Annotated in this window: 25 protein-coding genes, 1 tRNA gene, 1 other RNA gene and 2 pseudogenes; 18 read left to right on the top strand and 11 right to left on the bottom strand. The window is 46.2% G+C overall.

The annotated features are described in order from the left end of the window. Nucleotides 1-6: 6 nt before the first annotated feature. The 4 genes and pseudogenes from C2755_RS07075 to C2755_RS07090 all read left to right on the top strand — a co-directional run bounded on the left by C2755_RS07075 (nt 7) and on the right by C2755_RS07090 (nt 1,627). Nucleotides 7-294, top strand: a complete 288-nt coding sequence (locus C2755_RS07075) for a hypothetical protein (protein WP_215320406.1) — start codon at nt 7-9, stop codon at nt 292-294. Next, nucleotides 275-490, top strand: a pseudogene (locus tag C2755_RS10455) (cell division protein ZapA); the annotation flags it as partial. The gene C2755_RS07075 and the pseudogene C2755_RS10455, both read left to right, overlap by 20 nt. Before the next feature lie 99 nt (nt 491-589). Then, nucleotides 590-808, top strand: a non-coding RNA gene (gene ssrS, locus C2755_RS07085) — 6S RNA. Further along, entirely contained in the window at nt 809-1,627 is an 819-nt protein-coding gene (locus tag C2755_RS07090; RefSeq protein WP_215320408.1) for a sulfite exporter TauE/SafE family protein, read from the top strand. Here the strand turns inward: C2755_RS07090 and C2755_RS07095 are convergent, their stop codons facing one another. The 9 genes from C2755_RS07095 to C2755_RS07135 form a co-directional block, all read right to left on the bottom strand. Continuing rightward, nucleotides 1,628-3,157, bottom strand: a complete 1,530-nt coding sequence (locus C2755_RS07095; RefSeq protein WP_215322332.1) for a malonyl-CoA synthase — start codon at nt 3,155-3,157, stop codon at nt 1,628-1,630. It abuts the gene before it with no gap. 13 nt (nt 3,158-3,170) lie between these two features. Beyond that, nucleotides 3,171-4,526, bottom strand: a complete 1,356-nt coding sequence (locus tag C2755_RS07100) for a TRAP transporter large permease (protein ID WP_215320410.1) — start codon at nt 4,524-4,526, stop codon at nt 3,171-3,173. Between the two features lies 1 nt (nt 4,527). Next, nucleotides 4,528-5,046 (bottom strand): TRAP transporter small permease, encoded by a 519-nt coding sequence (locus C2755_RS07105; protein ID WP_251368446.1) that lies wholly within the window; start codon nt 5,044-5,046, stop codon nt 4,528-4,530. 1 nt (nt 5,047) lies between these two features. Beyond that, entirely contained in the window at nt 5,048-6,082 is a 1,035-nt protein-coding gene (gene dctP / locus C2755_RS07110) for a TRAP transporter substrate-binding protein DctP (protein ID WP_215320412.1), read from the bottom strand. A gap of 142 nt (nt 6,083-6,224) precedes the next feature. Further along, entirely contained in the window at nt 6,225-7,529 is a 1,305-nt protein-coding gene (locus tag C2755_RS07115; protein ID WP_215320414.1) for a malonyl-CoA decarboxylase domain-containing protein, read from the bottom strand. Nucleotides 7,530-7,667: 138 nt separating this feature from the next. Beyond that, a complete protein-coding gene (locus tag C2755_RS07120) occupies nt 7,668-8,576 on the bottom strand; it encodes a LysR substrate-binding domain-containing protein (protein ID WP_215320416.1) in 909 nt (302 codons plus the stop codon). 7 nt (nt 8,577-8,583) lie between these two features. Then, nucleotides 8,584-9,372, bottom strand: coding sequence for a prolipoprotein diacylglyceryl transferase (lgt, locus tag C2755_RS07125; RefSeq protein ID WP_215320418.1), 789 nt, complete (start codon nt 9,370-9,372; stop codon nt 8,584-8,586). Between the two features lie 5 nt (nt 9,373-9,377). Continuing rightward, nucleotides 9,378-9,842 carry a DNA polymerase III subunit chi gene (locus tag C2755_RS07130; RefSeq protein WP_215320420.1) on the bottom strand — a complete coding sequence of 155 codons (465 nt, stop codon included), beginning with the start codon at nt 9,840-9,842 and terminating at the stop codon, nt 9,378-9,380. 27 nt (nt 9,843-9,869) lie between these two features. Next, a complete protein-coding gene (locus C2755_RS07135) occupies nt 9,870-11,474 on the bottom strand; it encodes a leucyl aminopeptidase (protein WP_371816849.1) in 1,605 nt (534 codons plus the stop codon). A gap of 164 nt (nt 11,475-11,638) precedes the next feature. Here C2755_RS07135 and lptF point away from each other — a divergent pair, with 164 nt between their 5' ends. From lptF to C2755_RS07150, 3 genes are all read left to right on the top strand, one after another. Further along, nucleotides 11,639-12,754, top strand: coding sequence for an LPS export ABC transporter permease LptF (lptF, locus tag C2755_RS07140; RefSeq protein WP_215320425.1), 1,116 nt, complete (start codon nt 11,639-11,641; stop codon nt 12,752-12,754). Continuing rightward, nucleotides 12,751-13,905 carry an LPS export ABC transporter permease LptG gene (gene lptG / locus C2755_RS07145; RefSeq protein ID WP_215320427.1) on the top strand — a complete coding sequence of 385 codons (1,155 nt, stop codon included), beginning with the start codon at nt 12,751-12,753 and terminating at the stop codon, nt 13,903-13,905. The genes lptF and lptG overlap by 4 nt, the downstream gene beginning before the upstream one ends. 62 nt (nt 13,906-13,967) lie before the next feature. Next, a complete protein-coding gene (locus C2755_RS07150) occupies nt 13,968-14,909 on the top strand; it encodes a CysB family HTH-type transcriptional regulator (RefSeq protein WP_215320429.1) in 942 nt (313 codons plus the stop codon). A 38-nt stretch (nt 14,910-14,947) separates the two neighbouring features. On the opposite strand, the gene C2755_RS07155 is transcribed toward C2755_RS07150, so the two are convergent. Further along, nucleotides 14,948-15,032 (bottom strand) — tRNA-Leu (locus C2755_RS07155). A gap of 152 nt (nt 15,033-15,184) precedes the next feature. Between C2755_RS07155 and C2755_RS07160 the strand changes: the two genes are divergently transcribed. The 8 genes and pseudogenes from C2755_RS07160 (at nt 15,185) to rng (ending at nt 21,873) form a co-directional block, all read left to right on the top strand. Further along, nucleotides 15,185-15,904, top strand: a complete 720-nt coding sequence (locus C2755_RS07160) for a YebC/PmpR family DNA-binding transcriptional regulator (RefSeq protein WP_215320431.1) — start codon at nt 15,185-15,187, stop codon at nt 15,902-15,904. A 64-nt stretch (nt 15,905-15,968) separates the two neighbouring features. After that, a complete protein-coding gene (gene purD, locus C2755_RS07165; RefSeq protein WP_215320433.1) occupies nt 15,969-17,246 on the top strand; it encodes a phosphoribosylamine--glycine ligase in 1,278 nt (425 codons plus the stop codon). Nucleotides 17,247-17,288: 42 nt separating this feature from the next. Then, nucleotides 17,289-18,200, top strand: coding sequence for an oxygen-dependent coproporphyrinogen oxidase (gene hemF, locus C2755_RS07170; RefSeq protein WP_215322334.1), 912 nt, complete (start codon nt 17,289-17,291; stop codon nt 18,198-18,200). Then, on the top strand, nt 18,197-18,886 hold the full coding sequence (nadD, locus tag C2755_RS07175; protein WP_215320435.1) for a nicotinate (nicotinamide) nucleotide adenylyltransferase: 690 nt from the start codon (nt 18,197-18,199) through the stop codon (nt 18,884-18,886). The genes hemF and nadD overlap by 4 nt, the downstream gene beginning before the upstream one ends. A 45-nt stretch (nt 18,887-18,931) precedes the next feature. Continuing rightward, a pseudogene (rsfS, locus tag C2755_RS07180) lies at nt 18,932-19,318 on the top strand (ribosome silencing factor); the annotation flags it as partial. 23 nt (nt 19,319-19,341) lie between these two features. After that, on the top strand, nt 19,342-19,785 hold the full coding sequence (gene rlmH, locus C2755_RS07185) for a 23S rRNA (pseudouridine(1915)-N(3))-methyltransferase RlmH (protein ID WP_215320437.1): 444 nt from the start codon (nt 19,342-19,344) through the stop codon (nt 19,783-19,785). 4 nt (nt 19,786-19,789) lie between these two features. Further along, entirely contained in the window at nt 19,790-20,413 is a 624-nt protein-coding gene (locus C2755_RS07190; RefSeq protein ID WP_215320439.1) for a nucleoside triphosphate pyrophosphatase, read from the top strand. Next, nucleotides 20,410-21,873 (top strand): ribonuclease G, encoded by a 1,464-nt coding sequence (rng, locus tag C2755_RS07195; protein WP_215320441.1) that lies wholly within the window; start codon nt 20,410-20,412, stop codon nt 21,871-21,873. Before C2755_RS07190 ends, rng begins: the two co-directional genes overlap by 4 nt. A 10-nt stretch (nt 21,874-21,883) precedes the next feature. Here rng and msbA read toward each other — a convergent pair whose 3' ends face one another. After that, nucleotides 21,884-23,647, bottom strand: coding sequence for a lipid A export permease/ATP-binding protein MsbA (gene msbA, locus C2755_RS07200; protein ID WP_215320443.1), 1,764 nt, complete (start codon nt 23,645-23,647; stop codon nt 21,884-21,886). Nucleotides 23,648-23,657: 10 nt separating this feature from the next. On the opposite strand from msbA, the gene C2755_RS07205 reads away from it, so the two are divergent. Genes C2755_RS07205 through C2755_RS07215 form a run of 3 tightly spaced genes read left to right on the top strand, consistent with a single transcriptional unit; the run spans nt 23,658 to nt 26,367 of the window. Next, complete coding sequence (locus tag C2755_RS07205; protein WP_215320445.1) at nt 23,658-24,419, top strand: glycosyltransferase family 2 protein; 762 nt, start codon at nt 23,658-23,660, stop codon at nt 24,417-24,419. Further along, nucleotides 24,416-25,195: a glycosyltransferase family 2 protein gene (locus C2755_RS07210; RefSeq protein WP_215320447.1), complete on the top strand. Its 780-nt coding sequence runs from the start codon at nt 24,416-24,418 to the stop codon at nt 25,193-25,195. The genes C2755_RS07205 and C2755_RS07210 overlap by 4 nt, the downstream gene beginning before the upstream one ends. A gap of 2 nt (nt 25,196-25,197) precedes the next feature. Then, nucleotides 25,198-26,367 (top strand): glycosyltransferase family 9 protein, encoded by a 1,170-nt coding sequence (locus C2755_RS07215; RefSeq protein WP_251368448.1) that lies wholly within the window; start codon nt 25,198-25,200, stop codon nt 26,365-26,367. Nucleotides 26,368-26,376 lie beyond the last annotated feature (9 nt).

Genomic DNA, 26,376 nt, shown 5'->3' on the forward strand with positions numbered 1-26,376 from the left:
GCCAGTATGAGCGAGACCCCCCCTCTTTCCACTGGCGACCTAGCCTTAGGTATGGATGCGCTATGCGCATCCATCAATCGAGTGGCTGGAAAAATTCAGGTTATTGCTGAAGCTGTGCAAAGCATTAATCAAAATCGAGTGCAGCTTGAGGGTAAGATTGATGAGGCACAAAAGCGAGTTCAACGCATCTTGAGTCGCCTGCCAGAACAAAGCGACGGTCGCCAACTCAATCTACTTGGCGAAGCTATCCCACCAAATAACCCTGAGGATGACAATGAGCCAACAACGCATTGAGGTAAGTCTTGCCGGTCAGAAAATTACTCTGGCAACTAGTGCCGAGCATGAGCCATTACTCCGTGCAGCGTGCGTCTTGGTAGATGAACAAATTCAACTGGCTATTAATGGTGGTAACCGCAGTATTGAAAGAGCGAGCATGATGGCCGCACTCAAAATTGCTGGCGATCTTATTACCTTACAAAAAAATCCATCACAGCAAAGCAGTTCTTCCAATGTCAGCACAGATGAAGTTACTCGCCTACAGGGTGAGATTCGTGCACTTGAAGACCAGGTAGATGCTTTGATGCAAACCCTTTCCCTGCCTGGTTCGCCAAGGCCAATAGTTCCTTGAACCGATGCGCAAGCATCCGGAACGATCTTTACCTTGTGGGCGCGAGCGTTTTGCAAGTTCACAGTGCCAACTTAGACTTGGTTACTCCCTGAGCCTCTTAATGCACCCGAAACAGAGTAGCCGTTCCACCTTGAACCTTAGGGTTCAGGATGACGGCCTAGCGGCTAAGGCGGGGAATTCATGTTACTAAACGACATCTTGATGTTGATGTTGTGTGGTGCCATCTCTGGCTACCTGGCAGGACTGCTGGGTATTGGTGGCGGTATGATCCTGGTGCCCTTCATGATCTTGGTTTTTAATCATCTAGGATTTAGCCAAGAAGTGATTGTGCACATGGCCATTGCAACAGGCATGGCCACCATACTGTTTACAACCACCTCCGCAATTTGGGCGCATCACAAACATGGCTCGATTGATTGGAAATTAGTTTCTTATTTAAGTCCCGGAATGATTTTTGGTGGATTGGTTGGTGGCAGTGAATTATTCGAAGCACTCAAGACCTCATGGCTCTCACTCTTCTTTGCCGTCTTTATTGTTTACACCTCAATCCAAATGCTGCTCAATAAGAAGCCTAAAGCAGGTAGAGATTTGCCTGGGACGCTTGGATTATTTTCTTTTGGCACCTTTGCTGGAGCTCTTGCAAGCTTAGTAGGCGCAGGCGGGGCATTTATTACTGTGCCATTTATGCTTTGGTGCAATGTCAAACCGCATACAGCGATGGCTACTTCATCTGGCTTGGGTTTTCCAATTGCAGCAGCAGCAACTATTGGCTATATGTATGGAAGCTGGGGCAATCCTAATCTTCCGGCAGGCTCTCTGGGCTTTGTTTATTTACCGGCGGTTGCGTGCATTGTGACGGTCAGTATCTTTACTGCACCCTTGGGTGCAAAGATGGCCAGAAAACTCGATATTGCTCAGCTCAAACGAGTTTTTGGCATCATGCTTTTTTTCCTTGCAGCCTTCATGTTTAATGAAAGCCGCAAGGCATTCGGCTTCTAATTACGCCGTGTACTGCTGACGCAAAATATTCTTTTGCACCTTACCCATAGCATTACGAGGTAAATCAGCAACAATCTCTACGCGCTTTGGAATCTTAAAGTTTGCAATTTGTGTTTTCAAAGTAGCAATCATTGCTTCTGCATTGAGTTTTGCTCCGGCCTTAGGCACTACTACTGCCATCACTGCCTCACCAAAATCAGGGTGCGGAATACCAATCACAGCACTTTCATCAACACCAGTCATGTCATCAATGAAACTTTCGATTTCTTTCGGGTAAACGTTGTAGCCACCAGAAATAATCAAATCCTTGCTGCGGCCAACAATGCACAAGTAATCATTTGGAGCTTTACCACCATTGGCATCGCCACCCCAACGACCGACGTCGCCAGTTTTAAACCAGCCGTCTTTGGTAAATTCTTCAGCAGTCTTCTCAGGCATACGCCAGTAGCCAGCAAATATATTCGGACCCTTCACTTGAATACTGCCGATCTCGTTTACTTTGCATGGCTTATTATCTTCATCAACTACACGCACCTTAACGCCAGGCAATGGCAGACCAACCGAACCACCTACGCGCTTGCCTTTGTAAGGATTGGAAACCAACATCACCGTCTCACTCATGCCATAACGCTCAAGAATAGGCTGGCCAATCACTTCTTTGAAGGTATTAAATGTTTCTGTCAGCAAAGGAGCTGAGCCGGAAACAAATAGGCGCATATTGCTTGCTACTTTTTTAGTAAATCCTTTGTCAGCCAATAGACGTACATAGAATGTAGGTACACCCATCATCACTGTGGACTGTGGCATGTGCTTAATCAGCTGTGCCGTATCTAAACGTGGCAACCAAATCATCTTGCTGCCATTAATCAATGCGCCATGCGCCGCCACAAACAATCCATGAACGTGGAAGATAGGTAAAGCATGTAGCAATACATCGCCTTTTTTCCAGCCCCAGAACTTTTGCAACACTTGTGCATTGCTGCCAAGATTCTTATGAGTAAGCATTGCGCCTTTACTGCGTCCTGTTGTACCAGAGGTATACAGAATCGCTGCAAGATCATCATCTTTTGCTGGAATAGTCTTGAATTTGTCGCTCAGATTTCCTGCACGCTCTAATAAGGTACCCGTACGATTCTCATCCAGCGTAAATACATGCTTAGTGCCAGCCTTGGAAGCCACCTTAGAAACCCAAGAGAGATTCTTGCTGCTGCACACAACCACTGCGGGCTCAGCATTCTCTAGGAAGTACTGGATTTCAGCTGACTGATAAGCGGTATTCAGCGGCAAATACACATAGCCCGCACGAATCGTTGCTAGATAAAGAAAAAGTGCTTCAGGAGACTTCTCAACCTGCACTGCAACCCTGGCTCCTTTTGGAAGCTTCAGGCTAGCAAGTAAATTGGCAAGCTTGGCGGTTGCTGACTCAAGGTCACCCCAAGAGTAATAAAGACCGTCGTGCGTCTCGAGAGCGCACGCTTTTTTATCCTTTGGAAAACCTTTTTCCAATACTGAATACAAATTCATGAAAATATTCCTTGATTTCTTAAACTAGAGGCGCACCCATTACCCAATTAGATAATCCAGTGGCGATTTCTGGGAATACGCAAAGCAATACAACAGAAAAAAGCATGATGAATACAAATGGCATCACGCCGTAGATGATTTCACGCAAGGTGATATCAGGGGCAATATTCTTAATAACGAAAATATTCAGACCAACTGGTGGATGAATTAAGCCCGTTTCCATCACAATAGTCATCACCACGCCAAACCAGATTAAATCAAAGCCAGCGGCACGCAGAGGTGGCAAGAAAATTGGCGAAGTCATCAAAATAATTGAGACGGGTGGCAAGAAGAATCCTAGAACGATCACCATCAGTAGAATGGCCCCCAATAACACCCATCTAGAAGTATTTAGATCAACAATTGCCTGTGCAGCAGACTGACTTAAATGCAAGTAACTCATCACATTTGCAAATAAGAGGGACATCCCAATGATGAACATCAACATCGCGGATTCGCGGATCGTGACATCTAACAAGGGATATAAATCCTTGAAACGCCACATCTTATAAATCACTGCAATTAATAAAAATGCAAAGACTGCGCCCAAGCCCGCTGTTTCAGCAGGCGTTGCATATCCTCCGTACAAGGCTACCATTACACCAATCAATAAAACTAAGAAAGGCAGCACTCTAGGCAATGAGCTCATTTTTTGCTGAATGGTGTAGGTTTGACGCTCCAATATGGGCGTAGAAACCTTAGTGACAGCATAAGCTTCGTAAGCGCTGGTGTACTCTTTACGGAAGCGATAGACGGTGTATGCGGAAAAGAATATGACCAGCATGACGCCAGGGCCAATGGCCGCCAAGAATAAGCGCCCCAATGATTGCTCTGCTGCCACAGAATATAAGATCATGGTGATTGAAGGTGGCAATAAAATTCCCAAGGTGCCACCAGCAGCAATAATGCCTGCTGCAAAACCTGGAGAGTAGCCGCGCTTACGCATCTCAGGAATTCCTGCGCTACCAATCGCAGAACAAGTTGCAGGGCTAGATCCGGCCATAGCAGCAAACAGCGCACAAGCAAATACGTTCGCAACTCCTAAGCCGCCAGGTATCTTACCCATCCATACATGAAGAGCATCATACAAATCCTTGCCCGCGCGTGAACGGCCAATAGCGGCGCCTTTCAAGATAAACAATGGTATGGACATCAAAGTAATGCTGGACATTTCCTCATACACGTTCTGCGCAACCGTATCTAATGATGAAGCAGGCATGAAGAAATACATAAAAATAATTGCAACAATACCTAAAGCAAAAGCAATTGAAATCCCTGAAAACATAATCACAAGGGTTACAAAAGCAAATAAAAGACCAATGGTAAGAATAGACATATTAGTGACCCCCACTCACAACATCAGTAGTGATCGTTTTTCTGATGAAAATTTGTAGAAATAGTTGAAATGTGAGTAATGCCATGCCAGCAAACATCATAGAATAGGGAATCCACAAAGGAGGAGCCCAAGTGGAGTTGGTTACTTGACCATCTACCCATGCTTCCTGAAGCAAATCCCAAGTTTTCGTAGAAAAAAAGGCAAAAAATAGGCAGGAAATCACATCAATAACAATTCCGCGTACTTTATTAACTGGGTGAGGCAACAGGCCCTCAATTGCGGAAATTCCTATATGGCCACGTCTCTCTTGCACATATGAACTGCAGAGAAAAGTTACGCCCACCAAGCAAAATAGAGCGGCCTCATCTTGCCAGTCGTTAGCCGTATGAAATAAACCACGAGACATAACGCTGTAACTCAGAATGAGGGCCGCAGCCATCAGGGCGAGTGAGCCCAGTAACACCAAGAATTTATTCACTGCCGACATCACCCTGTCGGCAGCTTCTAGAATCAACATCATTTTATGAAAGCTTTTCTGCCGAGCGCATCATTGCAGCACAAGTTTCATTACGCTCCGAGAATTCTTTCCAAGCAGAATTCTTAGCCACTGCCTTCCATTTATCAACTACCGACGTATCCATTTCAAAAACCTTGTTGCCGGCTTTAGCAAATGCAATGGATGCATCAATATCATCCAACTTGGCCTGTTCGGTACCAAATTTTTCCATATCCACCCCGACCGCCATAATGACGTCGCGTTGTTTTGGTGTTAAAGAATCAAACACCGTTTTTGACATCATGAGTGGCTCTAACATATACCAATAGGATTTATTTTTGGCGGAGGTAAAGTTTTTAGTTAACTCCGCAAGCTTGAATGACATTAAGCTTGCTGATGATGTGTAGGCTGCCTCTAGTGAGCCGGTTTGCACGGCCTGATAAATCTCATTCGAAGGAATCGAGGTCATTACGGATGCACCGGCTGCCTTAAGCATGGCATCAAATTCACGACTGCCACCCCTCACCTTAACGCCCTTAACGTCGTCCGGAACCACGATAGGACCAGAACGTGTAGCAACGCCACCAGCCTGCCACACCCAACTAACAATCACAATACCCTTGGACTCCATGACCTTATTCAAGATCTTACCAACTTCAGCATTTTTCCATTTAGCGCCCTGTTCATAACTAGTAACTAGCGCTGGCATTAGACCAATGTTAGCCTCAACAACCTCTCCACCCGCATAAGGCATTGGGTAGAAACTAAAGTCAAGAGCGCCTTTGCGGAGAGCGCTAAATTGAGCATTTGTTTTCATTAATGAGGATTGCGGATAAACGTCAAACTTCAATTCGCCGTTTGTTTTTTTAGTGACCTCTTCACCGAACTTCTTGCATAAACGATCACGGAAGTCTGTGCCACTTGGAAATTGGTGAGAAATCTTTAAACTTTTAGCGCCTGATTGAGCAAACGCGCTCAGATCGTAACCAGCAACGGATGCTCCAGCCGCACCCAGCAACAATGTGCGACGCAATTGAGAAATTTCTTTTGAATCTGTCATGCTCATCTCCTAAATGACTATTATTTTTCTACTTACAACTGTGGGTACTGCCAGTTTTGTAGCCGCTGGCTTCTTCATGTTCCATTCTAAAGCGAATACTCTGTGAATTCTGCTTTAGAGCCTCCTCTACTAAATTTCTTGCTTAGGACTGCATTAAACGACCAACCGCACGGGAATAATCAATTTCACCCCGGGTAAATCGCTCATGATTCTCCTCAACAGCCGAAAGATCATATAAATAATTAACCATAAGTGCCGCGGACTGTCGCAAACCCTTGCGAGAGAGGTCTCCAGCCCAGTTAATTTGATGAAGCTTGGCGCCGTTGCCCAAGTGAAATTTGGCAACCGGGTTACCGTTACGGCCAGCAGAACCTAAACCCAAGTAAATACTTGCGAGGCACAGTAAAGCGGCTTTTTCTTTTTCAGTAGCATTGTCTGGATGCCAACCAGTACTTAAACGCTCAGACCAAGAGCGATTAGAAAGCCCAAGAACTTCCAAGGATTGCTCACGAGCTGTGCGAACTGCCGGCTTAAGTTGGGTGCCAGTCTTTTCACCGCCAACATCTGCGCCAGCAGAGACCCAGTCAATGAAACCCGGGATTGGTGAAAGGGTTACAAATGTTTTAAGACTTGGGAACTCTGCATGCAATTGCTCTGCAACCCGCTTAATCAAGAAGTTACCCATTGAAACACCACGCAAGCCTGGCTCGCAGTTACTAATGGAATAAAAAGCAGCCACTTTGTATTGTGAAGTTTGATGAACGGTCTCTGCCTTTTTATCTACCAAAGGCGTAATCACAGCGGGGATTTCTGGCAATAGCGCTACTTCAACGAAAATCAAAGGTTCATTTGGAAGCTGCGGATGAAAGAACGCAAAACATCTGCGATCAGGCTGCAAGCGGCGGCGCAGGTCATCCCAACCATCAATTGCGTGTACAGCCTCATGCTGAATGAGCTTTTCAAGAACTTCGGCGGGCGACTTCCAATCCACCCGATGCATCTTTAAAAATCCTGGGTTAAACCAAGAAGATAAGAGGTGACGTAAGTCAAAATCAACTGCTGTTAACTCTGGCTGCTTTTCAAGTAATTGCAACAGGTCACGACGCATACCTACGAGCGCAGCAGTTCCATTGGTTGCACGGTTAAGTCGACGAAACAATTCTTGCCTCGGTGGCTCAGTCACACGCTGTAATTTAATGTAATTGCGAGCACTCGCCTCTGCTGAAAAATTTTGCGCGGCAGCCATGACCGCAGCGGCATCGGGATTTAGCTTTTCAAATAGAAAATTGAAAAATTTAGAATGCTGATCTTTGGAGAGCTTGCGATAGTTATGGATGACATCATCGGCCATGCTGACAGCATTCGATTCACCGCGCTCAGAAATGAGTCGATTGACCGCGCCTGTAACGCGGGAAAAGTAACGGGCTTTTGCTAGCTTTTCAAGCATGTGTATCTCTCAAAGAATTCAACCCAAAGGGTAGCGGGTTGATTACTAATGTATAGCTGAGCCATACCTGAATCAATTAATGAAAGTGTATATTCATTAACTTTAAGTTAATGAATTAGAAAAAGTGTTTAGACGGGTTTAGGGATTATTGCGATGCAACATGCGGGTTTCAGCCGCTAGAGCAAGGATGTTGGGGTTTGATTCATTAGCCTGGAGGTACATTAGGCCGATATGCTGCGTCACCTGATATTTTGGCAATAATGGGGTAAATTCAATCGCATCACCCATTAATGCCTTCACCCTGCCGGGCAACAAAGATCTTCCCAGGTCCCCTGAGACCATATTCATGAGAGAAAAGATATCGCCCACCTTCATGACTACATTGGGGGCAAATCCAGCCAACTGGAAAGCCTCATAAAACCCTGAGGTGGTGGCAAAACCATCTTGAAGGGTTAAAAATTTCTCATTTTGGTACTCAGATAAATCAATATTAGCTTCGGTTGGCTTATTGTTTTTTGAGGAAGCCAAAAACAACTGGTCCTCAAAAAGGGGGACTACCTGGACACCCTCCGGAAGATCTCTTGTGGGAACTGCCATGACTACTGCATCTACATTTCCCTCGCTGAGCCTTTTCATCAAATCCTCGTTAGATCCTAGATATAAATCAATATCTAAGTCGGGTCTACGAATTTTGGTACCCATGATAACTCTAGGAATAATATTGGCCGTCAAAGAGTACATTGACCCCAGACGAATTTGCCCACTCTCGACACCGGCTTTGGCTCTCGTCTTTTTTAATACACGGTCTACGTCAGCCAATAAATCGGCACTTGCTTCAGCCAAATAAATAGCTGCTGGCAAGGCCTTTAACTGACGTCCATCTTTTACAAATAGAGCGCACCCTATTCCGGACTCCAGAGAATGCAGCGCCTTATGAATACTGACTGAACTTAAATGCAACTCTTCTGCTGTTTTTGAAAGACTACCGGTCCGAATAAACGAGCACAGCACCTCTAATTTTCGAAGTGTTAGCTCTTCATTCAGCATGAGCTAATTATTGACTCTTTGATTTAAATGCAGCCATGAGATAGAGACCAAAGAACATCATTGGCACACACAACCACTGACCCATCGATAAACCTAAGCCTAGAAGGCCCAAGAAGGAATCGGGCTCACGCGCATACTCAGCCAAGAAGCGGCAAATACCGTAACCCAACATGAAAAATCCAGATATCTGGCCAACACGTCTTGGCTTACCCGCATAAATCCAAAGCGCAATACCCAGGAGCACACCCTCACCAAGCAGTTGATAAATCTGTGATGGATGGCGTGGCACAGAATCCACTAAAGGAAAAATCATTGCCCATGGAAGATCGGTAGGTCTACCCCATAACTCGCCATTAATAAAGTTACCCAGACGACCAAAAGCCAAGCCAAAGGGAACTAGTGGAGCGACCAAATCACTCACCACAAAAAAAGTGGTCTTATGCTTTTTAGCAAACCAGAAAAGTGCAACTAGCACCCCTAATAAACCACCATGAAAAGACATGCCACCTTCCCATATTTTAAAAATACTCAAAGGGTGAGTTAGATAGAAGCCTGGCATATAAAACAAGGTGTAGCCCAAACGACCACCTAACACTACGCCAAGAACGCCGGCAAACAGAAGATCCTCAAGATCTTTATAGGTCCAACCCAGGGCTTGATAACGAGGTGATTTAATGCGTAAGCGACCCAAAAGCAAAAATTGAACAAAGGCCATCAGATACATCAAGCCATACCAATGAATTGCAAAAGATCCAATACGAATTGCTGCAGGGTCAAACTGTGGATGAATCAACATAGTTCTTAGCTTTTGGATTGGTCAAAGTTATGTAACTCATGGCCTAACTCTCGGTAGGCTTTAAAGCGCTCGCGCCCTGCCAAACGCTCTGCTTCATTCACCGTGACCACCTCAACAATTCTGGGAAAGCGCGCAACCAAGGCCGGTACATCAGCAGGCATACGCATTCCTAAATGAATCATGACATCAGCATGAGGAATGTTATTCAGGGATGAAGATGCAAAGTCATCAGTTAAGACAATGGGCGTTTCTACTGCGGCCTCATCCTCAATAAAACAGTGCGGCAAGAAATCGGTACTGCTAAACGCCCAAAGAAGGTCGTTCAACTTTTTCAGATCTGCTTTCTCACCCACCATCACAATATTGCGGACTGGCTCACCTTCAGGCGTAGCACTCCAAATCTTACGCGTAAGGCGACAAGCGTATTCCAACTTATCACTCACATTGCTATGAAAATCAATTCGAGCCATTCAATATTTATCCGAGATCTAAGGTGCTTACTTGTGCTCGAGCAAGAAATTCACCAAGAGCGGCACAGGACGACCGGTAGAGCCTTTGGCGGCACCGCTTTTCCATGCGGTGCCAGCGATATCCAAATGAGCCCATTTATATTTCTCGGTGAAGCGAGACAAGAAGCATGCCGCTGTCACGCTACCAGCGGGACGACCACCAATATTAGCCACATCTGCAAAATTGGATTTGAGCTGTTCATGGTAAGCAGCATCCAAGGGCAAACGCCAAACCGTATCCAAAGAAGCATGGCCTGCTTTAGTCAATTCACTTACCAAGTTCTCGTCTTCAGAAAACAATCCGCTATGTACATGACCCAATGCAATCACGCAAGCGCCAGTTAAGGTGGCAACGTCGATCACTGCCGCCGGCTTAAAGCGCTCTACATAAGTCAGCGCATCACAAAGAATTAAGCGGCCTTCTGCATCGGTGTTGAGGACCTCAATAGTCTGCCCAGACATACTCTTCACAATATCGCCAGGACGAGTTGCTTGGCCTGATGGCATATTTTCACAAGTAGGAATGACGCCAATCACATTCTTCTTTAATTTCATCAAAGCAACGGAGTACATCGTACCGATCACTGAAGCTGCGCCACACATGTCGTACTTCATTTCATCCATAGCTTCGCCTGGCTTTAATGAAATTCCGCCAGTATCAAAAGTGATTCCTTTGCCAACAAGAACAATCGGGGCCTCTCCTGCTTTACCGCCTTGATGCTTCATCACAATAAATTGTGGCGGGGTATCAGAGCCCTTAGCCACAGATAAGAATGAACCCATTCCCAAGGCCTCAATTTGTTTGAGCCCAAGTACATCCACTTTTAGAGCGGTCTTTTTACTTAAGCCCTGCGCAGCCTTACCGAGGTAAGTTGGTGTACAGATGTTTGGAGGAAGATTACCCAAATCCTTCGCCAGGTTCATCCCCTCTACCATCGCGACGCCTTGCTCTACTGCAGGCTTCAGCTCTTTAGCACACGCATCGTTACCTGCAAAGACGAGATGCTTAAATGTGTCTGCTTTATCTTTTACTTTGAATTTCATTGCTGGTTGACGCACGCCAAAACGATAAGCTTGGTCGCCAGCGTATTGAACAGTTAGGCGAACCTCTTCGGCAATGAAGTCAGCTTTGTGTGCAAGCGCAAAGCTTGGTGTAAACCAAAGCGCACTTTCAACTGATCCGCCACTTAAAACCTTCAAAGCTGCGCGAGCAACTTTGGAATAAGTAGTCAAACTCCGTTCGCTAGCAAGATGCACATCGCCCAAAGCCACGAGTAATACTCGTTTTGCCTTAACCCCATTGGTGGACCAAGATTTTTCTGCGCGTAGCATGCATACGGAAGCTTGCGTGGAATCTAAATCCCCAACCAGATTGGCATGATTGACTGAGCCTCCGAGCAAAAGGTCTAGCCCTGGCAAAAATCCTACTTTTGCCTTTGCGTCTTTGGCGCCTGAGAAACCATCAAAATCCGCCTTGGAATACGCCAAAACCAAGCAGTCGGTATTGTAGCTAAGCAAGGATTTGAGGCTAGATTTCTGGAGTTTTAGACTCTGAAGGTCTGCTTGAGGGAAAATCTTGGTGCTGAATTGAATTGTCATAATCTATTACAGTGTTTTGGTCGATTCAAAAGGGGGTAATCTGCTAATTTGGGACGTTTATCCATTATCCTCCGACATGAGAATAACTTCCCTTACCTGCAGCAATATAAGCCATTTACAAGCCCAATAACCCTTCATATCCAGACCTATAAATTCTCATGATTTTTAACCAGGCCCTTCGCCGCGAACTCAGTTTTACGACTGGCGGGGTCTTTTTGGTCTTAGTCACCATTATGGTGACCACCTTGGTGATCCGAATTTTGGGTTATGCTGCTAACGGGGCGGTCAATCCAAAAGACGCTCTAGTGTTAATTGCCTTAGCTACCCTGGGTTATCTTGCGGTTCTTTTAACAGTCTCACTATTTGTCGCAACATTAATTGTTCTGGTGCGCTGGTACAAAGATTCTGAAATGATTGTGTGGTTTGCTAGTGGTCTAAGCGTTACCAATCTTATTCGCCCTATCATGCAATTTGCCACGCCGCTCATTATTGTGATCGCGCTCCTGGCTCTTTTTGTGTGGCCCTGGGCCAACCGAGAATCCACTTTAATTAGTCAACGCTTTCAACAACGTGATGACGTATCCATGGTGAGCGCCGGACAATTCAAAGAGTCCGCAAAAGCAGAGCGTGTATTTTTTATTGAAGAGCTCGATGTTGATAAAAGCGAAGTCAAGAATATCTTCGTAGCTGATTCCAAGAATGGTCGGCTGAGCATTGCAGTTTCCCAAACTGGATTTATTCAAAACTCTGCAGGTGGTGAGAAATCCGTTGTGCTTCATAGCGGTAGACGCTATGAGGGGCAACCCACTCAGCCCGATTTCAGAATTCTAGAATTTAACGAATACAGCACCAAGATACGGAGCAAAGAATCATTGGCACCCCCGCCACGTGATCGCGAGAAGACGATCACTGAGCTTTTAAATGACCCTAATCCAGTCTCTATCAGCCCTAATCGCGCTGAGTTACTGTGGCGCATTGGCTTGCCATTAATGGCATTAGGTTTGGTGCTGATTGCAATTCCGCTTGCTTATGTAAACCCTCGCCTGGGCAATTACACTGCGATGTTTTATGCGGTCTTAATTTATTTAATCTATAGCAACTTACTGAACCTGACGCAAAATTTTGTCTCACAAGGCAAGGTCAGTGTATTTGTTGCAATTTGGCCTATTCATTTGCTCGCCCTATTAATTGCGATAGCCTTAATTCGCAATCGTATGAATCCTTCTCTAAAGTGGTGGCGCCGTCAATTGCCCGCTTCAATGGCTACCAAATGAAATTGCTCTTTCCTTTTATTTACGAGCGCTATTTAGCCAAGCAGATTTATGCTGCTTTTGGCTTTATCTTGTTCGCCTTGGTAGCTTTGTTTTTGTTCTTCGATATCTTGAGCGAGTTAGGGTCCGTGCAGGGGGGCTACACGCTTCCTCTAGCGCTACTTCATGTACTTCTGAAAGCCCCAAGCCGCATTTCAGAAATCATCCCCATTGCAGGCTTGATTGGCAGTATCTATGTATTTGCAATGCTGGCTAGCCAGTCTGAGTTCACCATTTTGCGTATCGCTGGATTAGACGTTAAACGTGGGCTCATTACTCTCACAAAAATTTCACTTCCATTAATAGCGCTCACACTCATCATGAGTGAATGGGTTGGCCCTTATTCCGAAGCAAAGTCTGACCAGATTCGCATGAAGGCTATGGGCTCAGCCTATACGTCACAATTTAAAACGGGTGTTTGGGTAAAAGATCGGCTACGCGATGAGGATGGCAGCGGACCCGTGCGCCCAGGAGTGCGCTATGTCAACGTGGGCAAAGTTGACAAAGATAATGAGATTCAAAACATCCGTATGTATGAGTTTGATGATACCTATCATCTTCTCTCAATCCGTAGCGCAGCCTCCGGACAGTTTGATGAGACTGGCATTTGGGTTCTAAATGATGTCACCGAAACTCGCTTTAAAGAATCAAAGCAGTCCGACCCACTGAACCCCGTTTTTTCTGCGCAAACTTTTACGCACCCGATTCTCACTTTGGAATCGGAGGTCACGCCCCAAATTTTGAATGTTCTTTTAATTAGTCCTGAAAAAATGTCGATCATGAGCTTGGGTCGCTTTATCTCCCACCTTCGTGAAAACAAACAAGATGCGCAGAGACATTCCATCGCCTTCTGGAAGAAAGTGGTTTATCCCTTCACTATTTTTGTGATGCTCGCGCTAGCACTTCCCTTTGCATATCTTAAGGTTCGAGCAGGTAGCGTGGGTATTAAGGTGTTTGGCGGAATCATGCTGGGCATGAGTTTCCAGCTATTTAATTCCCTCTTCTCTAACGTAGGGCTTTTGGGCTCTTGGCCAGCGCTTCTAACAGCACTTACCCCGCCTTTGCTCTACTTCCTTTTGGCGCTATTCGGGTTGCGCTGGGTTTCCAAGGCTTAATACTCATAAATCATTTAGAATTTGATTCCTATATCATTGCTGATATATAGACAGGAATCCTCATGAATCTCCACCAATTTCGCTTTGTGCGTGAAGCCGTTAGGCAAAACTTCAACTTAACCACTGCTGCTAAAGCCTTATTCACCTCTCAACCAGGGGTTTCTAAAGCAATTATCGAATTGGAGGATGAGTTAGGCGTGGAGATCTTTCGTCGCCATGGCAAGCGGATTCGCTCCTTGACGGAACCAGGTAAACGCATTTTGAGCTCGGTTGAACGCATCCTTGATGAAGTGGAAACACTGAAGAGAGTGGGTAAGGATTTTGCTAGTCAAGATCAAGGCAGCCTCGTTATTGCCACTACCCATACACAAGCGCGCTACGCACTTCCTAAAGTGCTGACTGAATTTACTAAACGCTTTCCAAAGGTAAAGGTGAGTATTCAGCAAGGTAACCCAGGTCAAATTGCAGAGCTACTCACACATGATCGTGCGGATATTGCCATCGCTACTGAAGGGATTGCGAATACTCCGGGTGTACTGGCTTTACCCGGCTATCAATGGCAGCACGTACTCATGGTGCCGCTAAGCCACCCCCTTCTCAACCAGGCAACACTTACTCTAGAAGAGATTGCTAAGTACCCAATCATCACCTATGACAAAGCATTTGCTGGTCGCAGCAAGGTTGATGCAGCCTTTGCGCAAAGAAACATTGCGCCCGATATTATTTTGGAAGCGATTGATGCCGACGTCATTAAGACTTATGTAGAAACGGGTATGGGCATTGGTATTGTTGCGGGTCATGCTTATGACCCGGATCGAGATCGCAATCTTAAAGTGATTCCTGCAGGACATCTATTTGGCAACAATGTCACCCATCTTGGCGTCAAACAGGGTGCTTACTTGCGCTCATTTGTTTACACCTTCATTGAACTCTTCTCACCAACGCTCACCAAGAAAATTGTTGAGCAGGCGATGAATAACGAATCCGAGACTTACGAAATTTAAATAATCTGGGAATGCTCAAGGACTGAAGAGTCTTTGAGTGGTGCCTCGGGGCGGACTCGAACCGCCACGCCTTGCGGCACCGGATTTTGAGTCCGGCACGTCTACCAATTCCATCACCGAGGCAGGTGTTTGCAGTGGAAATTCTGCTTACTTTGCTACTTTGTTACTGCTAAGACATGAGAGTGTAACAAAAAATGGTTAGTTACCCCCTACCTTGGGTCTAGAACCCCTTAAAATGAGGTCTTCTAGCCAAATTATTAAAAGGACTTACCCGTATGGCCGGCCATTCGAAATGGGCCAATATTCAGCACCGCAAAGGTCGTCAGGACGAAAAACGCGGCAAGATTTGGACCAAACTCATTAAAGAAATTACCGTAGCCGCCAAATTAGGTGGCGGTGATATCGCTACCAACCCACGTTTACGTCTGGCTATTGATAAGGCCAAAGACTCCAATATGCCGAACGATAACGTGCAAAGAGCGATTCAACGCGGCACTGGATCTCTTGAAGGCGTGAACTACGAAGAAATTCGTTATGAGGGTTACGGCATGAATGGCGCCGCCATTATTGTGGATTGCTTAACCGATAACCGCACTCGCACCGTCGCTGAAGTTCGTCATGCTTTTAATAAGAATGGCGGCAATATGGGCACCGAAGGTTCTGTTGCATTTTTATTCAAGCATTGTGGGCAGATGTTATTTGCTCCAGGCACTAGCGAAGATCAACTCATGGAAGTAGCTTTAGACGCTGGCGCCGAGGATGTAATTACTCATGACGACGGCTCTTTAGAAGTGTTGTCTCCTGTTCCTGATTTTTCAAACGTACAAGATGCCATTAGTAAAGCGGGCCTCAAGCCTGAGCTGGCAACCGTTGCAATGCGCCCTGAAACCGAGATTACTTTGGAAGGTGATCAGGCTGAGAGCATGCAGAAATTGTTAGATGCGCTTGAGAATTTGGATGACGTTCAAGAAGTGTTTACGAACGCTGCTCTTTAATTGACTTTGCATATATAAAAAATTTACTGCATTTTTACTTCATTAATACTGACAAACTATCGTTATGAAAATTCTCCTAATTGGATCCGGCGGACGCGAACATGCTTTAGCCTGGAAACTGGCTCAATCCCCACAAGTCCAAACGGTTTATGTTGCTCCTGGTAATGGCGGTACAGCTACTGCTAAACAAACTGCTGCAGGCATTGAGAACTTACCGATCACTGGACTACAGGAACTGGCTGATTTTGCCAAGCGCGAGAAGATTCACTTAACCGTTGTTGGACCAGAAGCGCCACTTGCTGCTGGCATCGTGGATGTATTCCGCAATAATGGCTTGCGTATTTTTGGCCCAACTCAATTGGCAGCTCAATTGGAGTCTTCTAAAGACTTTTCTAAAGCCTTTATGAAGCGTCATGGCATTCCAACAGCCGATTACCAAACATTCTCTAGTGCACTTGAAGCGCATGCTTATATTGATGCTAAGGGTGCGCCGATTGTGATTAAGGCCGATGGCCTTGCGGCAGGTAAAGGTGTTGTAGTTGCAATGAGCCTTGAAGAGGCTCATGCCGCAGTTGACATGATGTTGGCTGATAACAAATTAGGCAATGCAGGCGCCCGCGTTGTGATTGAAGAGTTCCTAACCGGTGAAGAAGCTAGCTTCATTGTTCTCGTGGATGGCAAGAATGTTCTTGCATTAGCCACTAGCCAAGATCACAAGCGTTTACTCGATGCTGACCAAGGGCCGAATACTGGTGGCATGGGTGCTTACTCCCCCGCACCAGTTGTTACCCCAGAAATTCATGCACGTGCATTGCGTGAAGTGATCATGCCAACAGTGAAGGGCATGCAAGCAGATGGCATTCCGTATACAGGCTTCTTATATGCGGGCCTCATGATCACGCCTGATGGCAAGATTAAGACTTTAGAATTTAACTGCCGCATGGGCGACCCAGAAACACAACCGATCATGGCTCGCCTGCGCAGCGACCTTGTCAATGCACTAGATCATGCAGTTGACGGCACGCTCAATGAAGTTGAGCTGGAATGGGATCGCCGCACTGCCCTAGGCGTTGTGCTTGCGGCCCACAATTATCCCGACACCCCGCGTGCTGGGGATGTAATTACCGGCATTCCGGCTGACACGGCAGATCAAATTACATTCCATGCTGGTACAAAATTGCAAGATGGCACAGTAGTGACCTCCGGTGGACGGGTGATGTGCGTTGTTGGACTTGCCGATACCGTACGTGGCGCCCAACAAAAAGCATATGAAGCCATCAACCATATACAGTTTGACGGCATGCAATATCGTAAAGATATCGGCTACCGCGCAATTAAGTAAATCCATCAAGTTAGAACGCCCTTGTCAGATCAACAGACCCACATCGATATCACTACCTTAAAAGAATATTTTTTAGGTCTGCAAGATCGCATCACAAGCGCCATGAGCGCTTTGGATGGTAAGGTCTTTGTTGCAGATGAATGGCATAAGCCCGAAGACAGCAAACTCAAAGGCTATGGTCGCACCTGCATTTTGGATGGCGGCAATATTCTGGAAAAAGGGGGTGTGGGCTTCTCCCATGTCCGTGGTGATCAAATGCCTCCATCGGCATCTCATCATCGCCCAGAAGTCGCAGGTCGCAGCTTTGAAGCGATGGGCGTGTCTTTGGTATTCCACCCGAATAACCCTAAAGTACCCACCACGCACATGAACGTCCGTTGCTTTATTGCGCAAGCACCTGATAAAGAGCCCGTATGGTGGTTTGGAGGCGGCTTTGACCTCACGCCCTATTACGGCGTTGATGAAGACTGCAAACACTTTCATCAAACCGCTAAAGATGCCTTAGACCCTTTTGGCGAGCAGCTCTACCCTCGTTTTAAAAAATGGTGCGATGAATACTTTTACTTAAAACATCGCGAAGAGCCGCGTGGTATTGGCGGCGTTTTCTTTGATGACTTTAATGAGCTTGGGTTTGAAAAGAGCTTCGCTATGACTCGTGCAGTGGGTGATGCATTTATTAACGCTTACCTACCAATCGTACAGCGCCGCTATCAAGATAGCTTCACCCTTGATGAAAAGTCTTTCCAAGAATATCGCCGCGGCCGCTATGTGGAATACAACCTGATCTTTGATCGCGGGACTATCTTTGGTTTGCACTCTGGTGGCCGCACCGAATCTATCTTAATGTCGATGCCGCCAGTAGTTCAGTGGTGGTACAACTGGCAACCCAAGCCTGGCAGTCCTGAGGCTAAGTTGTATGACTATTACCTCAAGCCACGAGATTGGCTAGCTTGAGCGCTATAAAGAAAATTGGCATTCTTGGAGGTACATTTGATCCTCCGCATGTGGGTCATTTGAAATTAGCTACACATTTTGCAAAGCTACTTCACTTAGATGCACTACTGCTTATTCCGAGTGGTGAGCCATGGCAAAAGGGAACCGGCATTACTCCCGCAGAAATACGCCTGAAGTTGACTGAAGCTGCGGGCATTGATTTAGCGCGCGCATTTTTATATCTCAAGATTCCCACTCAATTAGGCATTGATCGTATGGAGATTGACCGCGCTGGGCCAAGTTATGCGATTGATACCGTTAAAGCCCTACGTGAGCGCTTTGGAACAAGCGCTAACCTAACTTGGCTGATGGGAGCAGACTCTCTTGTTGCTCTGCCTAGCTGGAACTCCTGGGAAAAACTGAGCCAGTATGTGAATTTTGCGGTGGCGACTAGGCCACACCATGATTTAAAGCTAGAAATAAGCTCTGAAGTAGGTCAATTTTTGGAGACCCATCAAACATCAGACCCCGATGCCCTTGAAAATAGCGCTGCAGGCCTCATATACATCGATGAAAGCTTGAATATTGATCTATCCTCAACCGCATTACGAGAACGCCTCAAATCCAGCTCACGGAGCTCTATTGCATCCGAGCAAATTCCAACCCACACCCTAGAAATCATTACAAATCTGGGCTTGTACCAGTAATCAAGCTAAGATCACCCTAAATAGAAAAATTATTGTCGAGAAAATATGGACTTACGTAAATTACAACGCGTCGTGATTGATGCCCTAGAAGATGTTAAAGCACAAGATATCCGCGTGTATGACACCACTAAATTAAGCGAGTTATTTGATCGAGTGGTTATTGCCACTGGTTCTAGTAATCGTCAAACCCGCTCTTTAGCTATGTCGGTTAAAGAAGAGGTGAATGCTAAAGGTGGAGAAGTCATTTCTATCGAAGGCTTAGAAACCGGCGAATGGGTATTGGTTGATTGTGGCGATATCGTCGTGCATATTTTGCAACCGATGCTGCGCTCTTACTATCAGCTTGAAGGCATGTGGGGTGCTAAACCTGTACGCGTGAAATTAGCTGGTGATAAAGGTCTTGTTAAGGCCAGCGAATCCGAAGACGACGAGTAGTCTCGTCGTCACTTGCGACAATGCGGCTCACCATCGTTTCTGTTGGTCATAAGATGCCTGATTGGGTTGCCACGGCAACCCATGACTACATCAAACGAATGCCTGCGGATTGCAGCATTGAAATCAAAGAGATCAAACCTGATCTCACACCCGCAAAAGAAGCCGTCAAAATTGCAGCAGCCATTCCCAAGGGATCCAGAGTGATTGCTTTGGATGAACGAGGCAAAGACCAAACCACTCAGAATCTTGCCACTCAACTGGCTAGCTGGCGCCAAGAAGGCTTTGACATTACCTTTTTAATTGGTGGTGCAGATGGCTTGGATGCTGGCTTAAAAGCAAGTGCGCAAGCTATGTGGCGACTCTCCAGTCTTACCTTGCCTCATGCCATGGCTAGAGTCATGTTAGTAGAGCAGCTTTATCGAGCATGGACTATCCTGCAAGGCCACCCCTATCATCGCGAGTAATCCGTTGCACTCTTTTATTTATCTCGCTTCGCAAAGTCCTCGCCGCCAAGAGATCTTGAGGCAAATGGGTGTTCGCTTTGAAATGCTACTGCCAAGTCCCGGTGAAGATAATGAGAGCATCGAAACACCTCTCCCACAAGAAAAAGCACGCACCTACGTAGAGCGCGTTACCTTGGCAAAAAGTGCTGCAGCACTCAGTCGATGGGAAAAAAGCGGCTTACCTTGGGCGCCGATACTCTGCGCCGATACCACTGTAAGCCTACCCAATCATCCCAATGGTGAAATTCTGGGTAAGCCAGTTGACGTAGCAGATGCCACCCGAATTCTGACTATGCTCAGCGGCAAAATGCATGAAGTTCTTAGCTCAGTAGCAGTGACCGTCAACCCCAATGAAAAACCCATACAGCTTGTACAGGTTTCTAAAGTTCAGTTTGCTGATTTGTTGATAGAGCAGATTGACGCCTACATCGCCAGCGCCGAACCCTTTGGTAAGGCTGGCGCCTATGGCATACAGGGCTTGGGCGGATCTTTTATTCCCTCAATTCAGGGTAGCTATAGCGGTATCATGGGTCTACCTATTTATGAAACGAAGCTTTTACTAGATCGTGCCCAAGTTAGCAGCATATGAATGAAGAAATACTAATTAATATCACCCCGCAAGAAACGCGCGTTGCTTTAATTCAGCAAGGAGCAGTTCAAGAGCTACAGATTGAGCGCACTCGCCAACGCGGTATTGTGGGGAATATCTATTTAGCCAAAGTGGTTCGTGTACTACCAGGCATGCAATCGGCATTTATCGAAATTGGTCTTGAGCGCACAGCATTTATGCATGTCGCTGACATCACACAAAATAATCCTCAAGCACAAATTGAAAAATTATTGTTTGAAGGTCAAACGCTATTAGTGCAAGTCTTAAAAGATCCTTTAGGAACTAAAGGCGCGCGCTTAACAACTCAGTTGAGTATTGCTGGACGCAATTTAGTTTATCTACCTCCAGCAGGTAGCGATACTGCTACTGAAAAATATATTGGTGTTTCTCAGCGGATTGATCAACCTGAAGAGCGTGATGCCATTAAGGTACGTCTTGCAGGCCTAATGGCTGAAGACGAAAAAGGCGGCATCATCGTCCGTACCAGCGCTCAGGATGCATCCGATACGGAACTTCAGCATGACATGCTTTACCTACGCACCACCTGGGAAAACATTCATGCTGCCATGAAACACAATCCAGCACCAACCCTACTCTATCAGGACCTTAGCCTAGCTGAGCGGGTATTACGCGATGTTGCCGGAGAAGACACGACTCAGATCCGCGTGGATTCGGCTGAGAATTTCGAGAAGCTCAAAGCTTTTACAAACGCTTATATGCCCAACCTTCTGGGCAAACTGACCCTACATCGTGGCGAGCGCGCCCTGTTTGACTTATTTGATGTTGATGCCGAGATTAATAAAGCACTAGGTCGCCGAGTCGATCTCAAGTCTGGCGGCTATCTCATGATTGATCAAACTGAGTCCATGACTACGATTGATGTAAACACGGGTAGTTACGTCGGCGCACGCAATCTCGATGACACCGTCTTTAAAACCAATCTAGAAGCGGCCCAAGCGATTGCACGCCAACTCCGTTTGCGCAATCTAGGCGGAATCATCATTATTGATTTCATCGACATGCTGGGCAAAGACCATCAAGAATCAGTATTGCATGAACTCAAACGCAATCTTGAGCGCGATCATGCGCGCACCTCAGTGAGCGACTTTTCCGCATTGGGCTTAGTGGAAATGACCCGCAAGCGGACACGGGAGTCATTGGCCCACATCACCTGTGAGCCCTGTGCCACTTGCCTGGGCAAAGGTGAGATTAAAACCGCCCAAACGATTTGTTATGAGATTTTGCGTGAAATTGTGCGAGAGCATCGCCAGTTTAATCCGCGAGAATTTCGAATTGTGGCTGCGCCAGATGTAATTGATTTATTCCTAGAGGAAGAGAATCAATTCTTGGCGCAGTTAGGGGATTTCATTGGCAAGCCAATTACCCTGCAAGCGGAAGGTAGCTTCCGCCAAGAGCAATACGATATTGTTCTGAGTTAAGTTTTCTGAATTAAGCGTTAGAGAATTGGATGCGATGTAAGTTCGCATACAAGCCATCATGCTTAATGAGATCCTCGTGCGAGCCATTCTCGACAATCTTGCCATGCTCCAGAACCACAATTCTATCGGCATGTTCAATAGTAGATAAACGATGCGCAATCACTAAGGTTGTTCTATTCACCATTAAGCGCTCGAGCGCTTCCTGAACCTGACGCTCAGATTCAGAATCCAATGCTGAAGTTGCTTCATCCAAAATCAAAATTGGCGCATTCTTATATATTGCTCGGGCAATAGCCATACGCTGGCGCTGTCCGCCAGATAAGCGATTACCGTTATCCCCCACCATCGAATCAACGCCCTCAGGCAACTCTTTGATCAGCGCGCTCAGATTGGCAGCCTCCAAAGCCTCCATGACACGTCCGCGATCAATGCCATCATGATCGTTAGCGCCATAGGCGACGTTGGCAGCAATCGTATCGTTAAAGAGAATGACATCCTGACTTACAAAGGCAATCTGGCGTCGCACATCAGCCAACACAATATCTTCAATAGGAATGTCATCCAAGAAAATGTGGCCGCTGGTCGGCTTATAGAAGCGTGGCAATAAATTAACGAGCGTAGATTTACCGCCACCTGAGGGACCAACGAAAGCTACAACCTCACCCGGTTTAATGTTGAGATTGATATTGCGTAAAGCATCTTTTCGCCCTACATCTTGTTGATATGAAAAGCCAACATCATCAAAACGAATAGCGCCTTTTGCCTTATTGAGCGACTTCATGTTTTGCTTACGCTCTTCATCTTCTTCAAAAGGTTGATCCATCAATCCAAAAATCATTTCCGCAGCAGTAAGGCCACGTTGTAGCGGCTGATTAATATCAGCCAAGTGCTTAAGTGGTGAAATCACCAACATCATGGCGGTAATAAAGGCTGCAAACCCGCCGACAGTCGTGCCTTCGGTGGCAGATTGCATCAACGCGATTACTAGCACTACGGATAAGGCCATAGAGGCAATCAGCTGAGTAATTGGCTGATTTAGCCCGCCCGCCACAGCAGACTTCAAAGCAAACTGACGTGCACGTTCAGCCTTTTGCTTAAAACGATTCGCTTCGTACTCTTGAGCACCATGAACTTTAACTATCTTGTATCCCGCAGCTGCCTCTTCCACAATATAAGCAAGCTCACTGGTGAGTGTTTGCTGTTCTCTATTGAGCGATCTTAGGCGACGATTAATTTTGCTCATGATGAATGCAATCACGGGAAAAATAAACAGAACAACCAATGTCAATTGCCAGTTTAGGTAGATGAGATAACCCATTAAACCAATTACAGTGAGTGAATCACGAACTAAGCTAATTAACATTCCACCCATGATGGAAAGAACATTATTTACCTCAAAGACAACGGCGTTAATCAGATTTGATGCGGAGTTCTGTTGAAAAAAAGTGGTCCTTGCATGCAACAGTGTTTGAAACATTTGCTCACGCAATTTTAATAACACCGCATTAATTACGCGAGTTAATAGATAGTTGGATAAAAATTGAGCCAAACTACGAACCAAGGCCAAGCCGACCAAAAAAACAGGGACTTGCCAGAGCTTGCTATTGAGCTGACCAGTGAACCCGCGGTCCAACAAAGGTTTCATCAGAGCCGGAATGGAGGTTTCGGCGCCAGCCACCAAAGCCATGGCTAAAAGTGATCCAATAATCAAGCTGTAATGGGGCTTGAGGTAGGTAATTAAGCGATTTAGGGCGGTGCGGTCTTGAGCATTCATATAATGAATTATGCCCACCTTATCAGTCATACTCATCACCCGCAATGAAGAGGCCAATTTGGACGATTGTCTGGCCTCTCTGGAGGGGATCGCCCAGCAGATCGTGGTTGTCGATACCAATAGCTCTGACCGCACCCTAGAAATAGCCAAAAAGCATGGGGCAAGCATTTCTCAGCCTGTGGATTGGCCCGGGTTTGGACCCCAGAAGAACCGCGCCCTGGATTTAGCTACCAGCGAATGGGTTCTATCACTGGATGCCGATGAAAGACTGACTCCGGCTCTCAAATCGGAAATTCTGACAGCGATTCACCATAGTGCCCATGTAGATTGCTTTGCCATCCCCAGACTTTCTTGGTATTGCGGACGCTTTATCCGCCACTCTGGCTGGAGCCCGGATTATGTCGATCGTTTATTTAAACGCGGTACCGCCCGCTTCTCGGATGATTTAGTTCATGAGCGCCTGATACCGAATGGCCAAGTCGCCAAGCTAGAGAACCCCATGTTGCATTACAGCTTCATGAATTACTCTCAAGTCCTTCAAAAGCTAGATCGCTACTCCACCGCTTCCGCAGAGCAAGCATTTGCCAGAGGTAAAACCAGTAGCCCCCTCAAGGCAGCCCTGCATGGCGCTTGGGCATTTTTCCGTACCTATGTTTTGCGTGCGGGATTCTTAGACGGCCCCCAAGGATTTGCATTGGCAGTATCCAATGGTCAGGGAACCTATTACCGCTATATTAAGTTGTGGCACCTGAATCAGGAAACCAGTAAATGATTTCGATTTTGCTGGCTACCTATAACTGGCCACAAGCACTCAAGCTTTGCCTAGAATCTCTAGCCACTCAAACTGATCAGAACTTTGAAATCATCATTGCTGATGATGGCTCTACTGAGAGCACAAAACACCTCATTGAATCCATTAAAGCCTTACACCCGGCCTCTATTACTCATCTTTGGCAAGAAGACCAAGGCTTTCAGAAAACCAAGATTCTTAATAAAGCAATCGCTGCAGCCCATGGCGACTACCTGATTTTCTTGGATGGCGATTGCATTGTCCAGCCAGACTTTGTAGCAAAGCATCGTGCGCTGGCACAAAAGGGGTACTTAGTTACTGGCAGCAGAGTCCTGCTAAATGAAAGCCTCACCACCGAATTGCTGACTTGGCCTCAGTGGAATTTTGAGCGATTTTGCTCTAACCTCATTAGCAAGCGCTTGAGTGGAGGCATCAATAAATATTGGCCCCTCAAAGTAAAGCTAGGCAATGGCTCTTGGCGCGACTATAAAAAATTTGTTTGGCGTCGCATTAAGGGTTGCAATATGGCTTGCTGGAAGGCCGATGCTGAAGCTATTAACGGCTTTGATGAAACTATGACCGGCTGGGGCCATGAAGATGCCGATTTTATCTTCCGCTTACAACACCATCGTATTCGCCGCAAGTCAGGCTCATGGTCTACTGAAGTCCTCCATCTCTTTCATCAAATCCATGATCAGAGTAACGCCGCTGAGAATGCTCGACGGGTTCGTGAGAAGATCTTGGCTAAGGCCCTTTGAGCATGCGCACTGCCATGACTGCGTACTCCACACTTAAACCTAAAAAGGTTTTATTTATTGCCACGAGGCAAATTGGAGACGTATTAGTAACAACACCCTTAATTAGCAAGGCTAGAGAGCTTTGGCCTGATGCGGAGTTTCATTTTTTGGGGTATCGCGGCAAGTTAGAGATGCTTCATGGCAATCCCGACATTGCTGAAGTGATAGAAACTTCAGATCGTCCCGGTTTTGGTGAATACCTCTCGCTCTTTAATCGCCTGTTTCAACGCTATGACTTAGCTTTTGTTACGCAACCCAGTGATCGCGCTTACCTTTATGGCTTAGTAGCAGCCTTTAAAAGAGTCGGTGTTCTGGGTGGTCATCCTCAAGGCAAAGATGCGCAAGATCAACAAAAGCGAAGTAAGAGTGAGAAGCAAAATACCTGGAAGAAATTCATCTGTATGCACACAGTGGATGTTGACTACTTTCAGCAGCATGTCATTACCGAAAAACTGCGCCTGCTAGAGGTCTTTTTTAAAAACCGAGCTGAATTATTTTCCAAACCGATCACAGTTACTCCGCCTACAGGAGAGCCCTTAACGCCGGTCATTACAAACGAACTTAAGCAACCTTATGTTGTTGTACACCCAGGACCCTTAACGGCCTATAAGCGCTGGCCCCTTGCGTATTGGCAAGAGCTCATCACCTGGCTCGTAAAGCAGAACTTCCAGGTAATCCTCAGTGCTTCACCCGCCAAGCAAGATGTACAACTCAATCACGACATCATTTCTCTGCTAAATGAAGAAACTAAGAAAAAAGTGGTTAATGCTGCTGGTAAATTATCCATTCCGCAAGCGGGCACCTTGATTCGTGGTGCTGCTTTGTATATCGGAGTTGATACTTCAATCACCCATCTAGCAGCAGCATGCAACACACCAACCATCGCCCTCTTTGGCGCCACCCCACCAACGAACTTTGGGCCATGGCCCAATGGTTTTATTGGTGAACAGCCATATCAATTGCGTGCTCGCACCCAAACCGTTGGCAGTGTCACCATCCTGCAAGGCCCTGGTGAATGCGTGCCTTGCCGTAAAGCAGGATGCTTAGATAAGGCCGATAGTTATAGTGAGTGCTTGGACTTACTAAAGCCCAAGCAAGTCATCGAGGCGATTCAGAAAGCATTACCGAACTAGATCAACCAA

Origin of the sequence: Polynucleobacter sp. MWH-S4W17, from assembly GCF_018687535.1 — a bacterium.
In the GTDB taxonomy this organism is placed as follows: domain Bacteria; phylum Pseudomonadota; class Gammaproteobacteria; order Burkholderiales; family Burkholderiaceae; genus Polynucleobacter.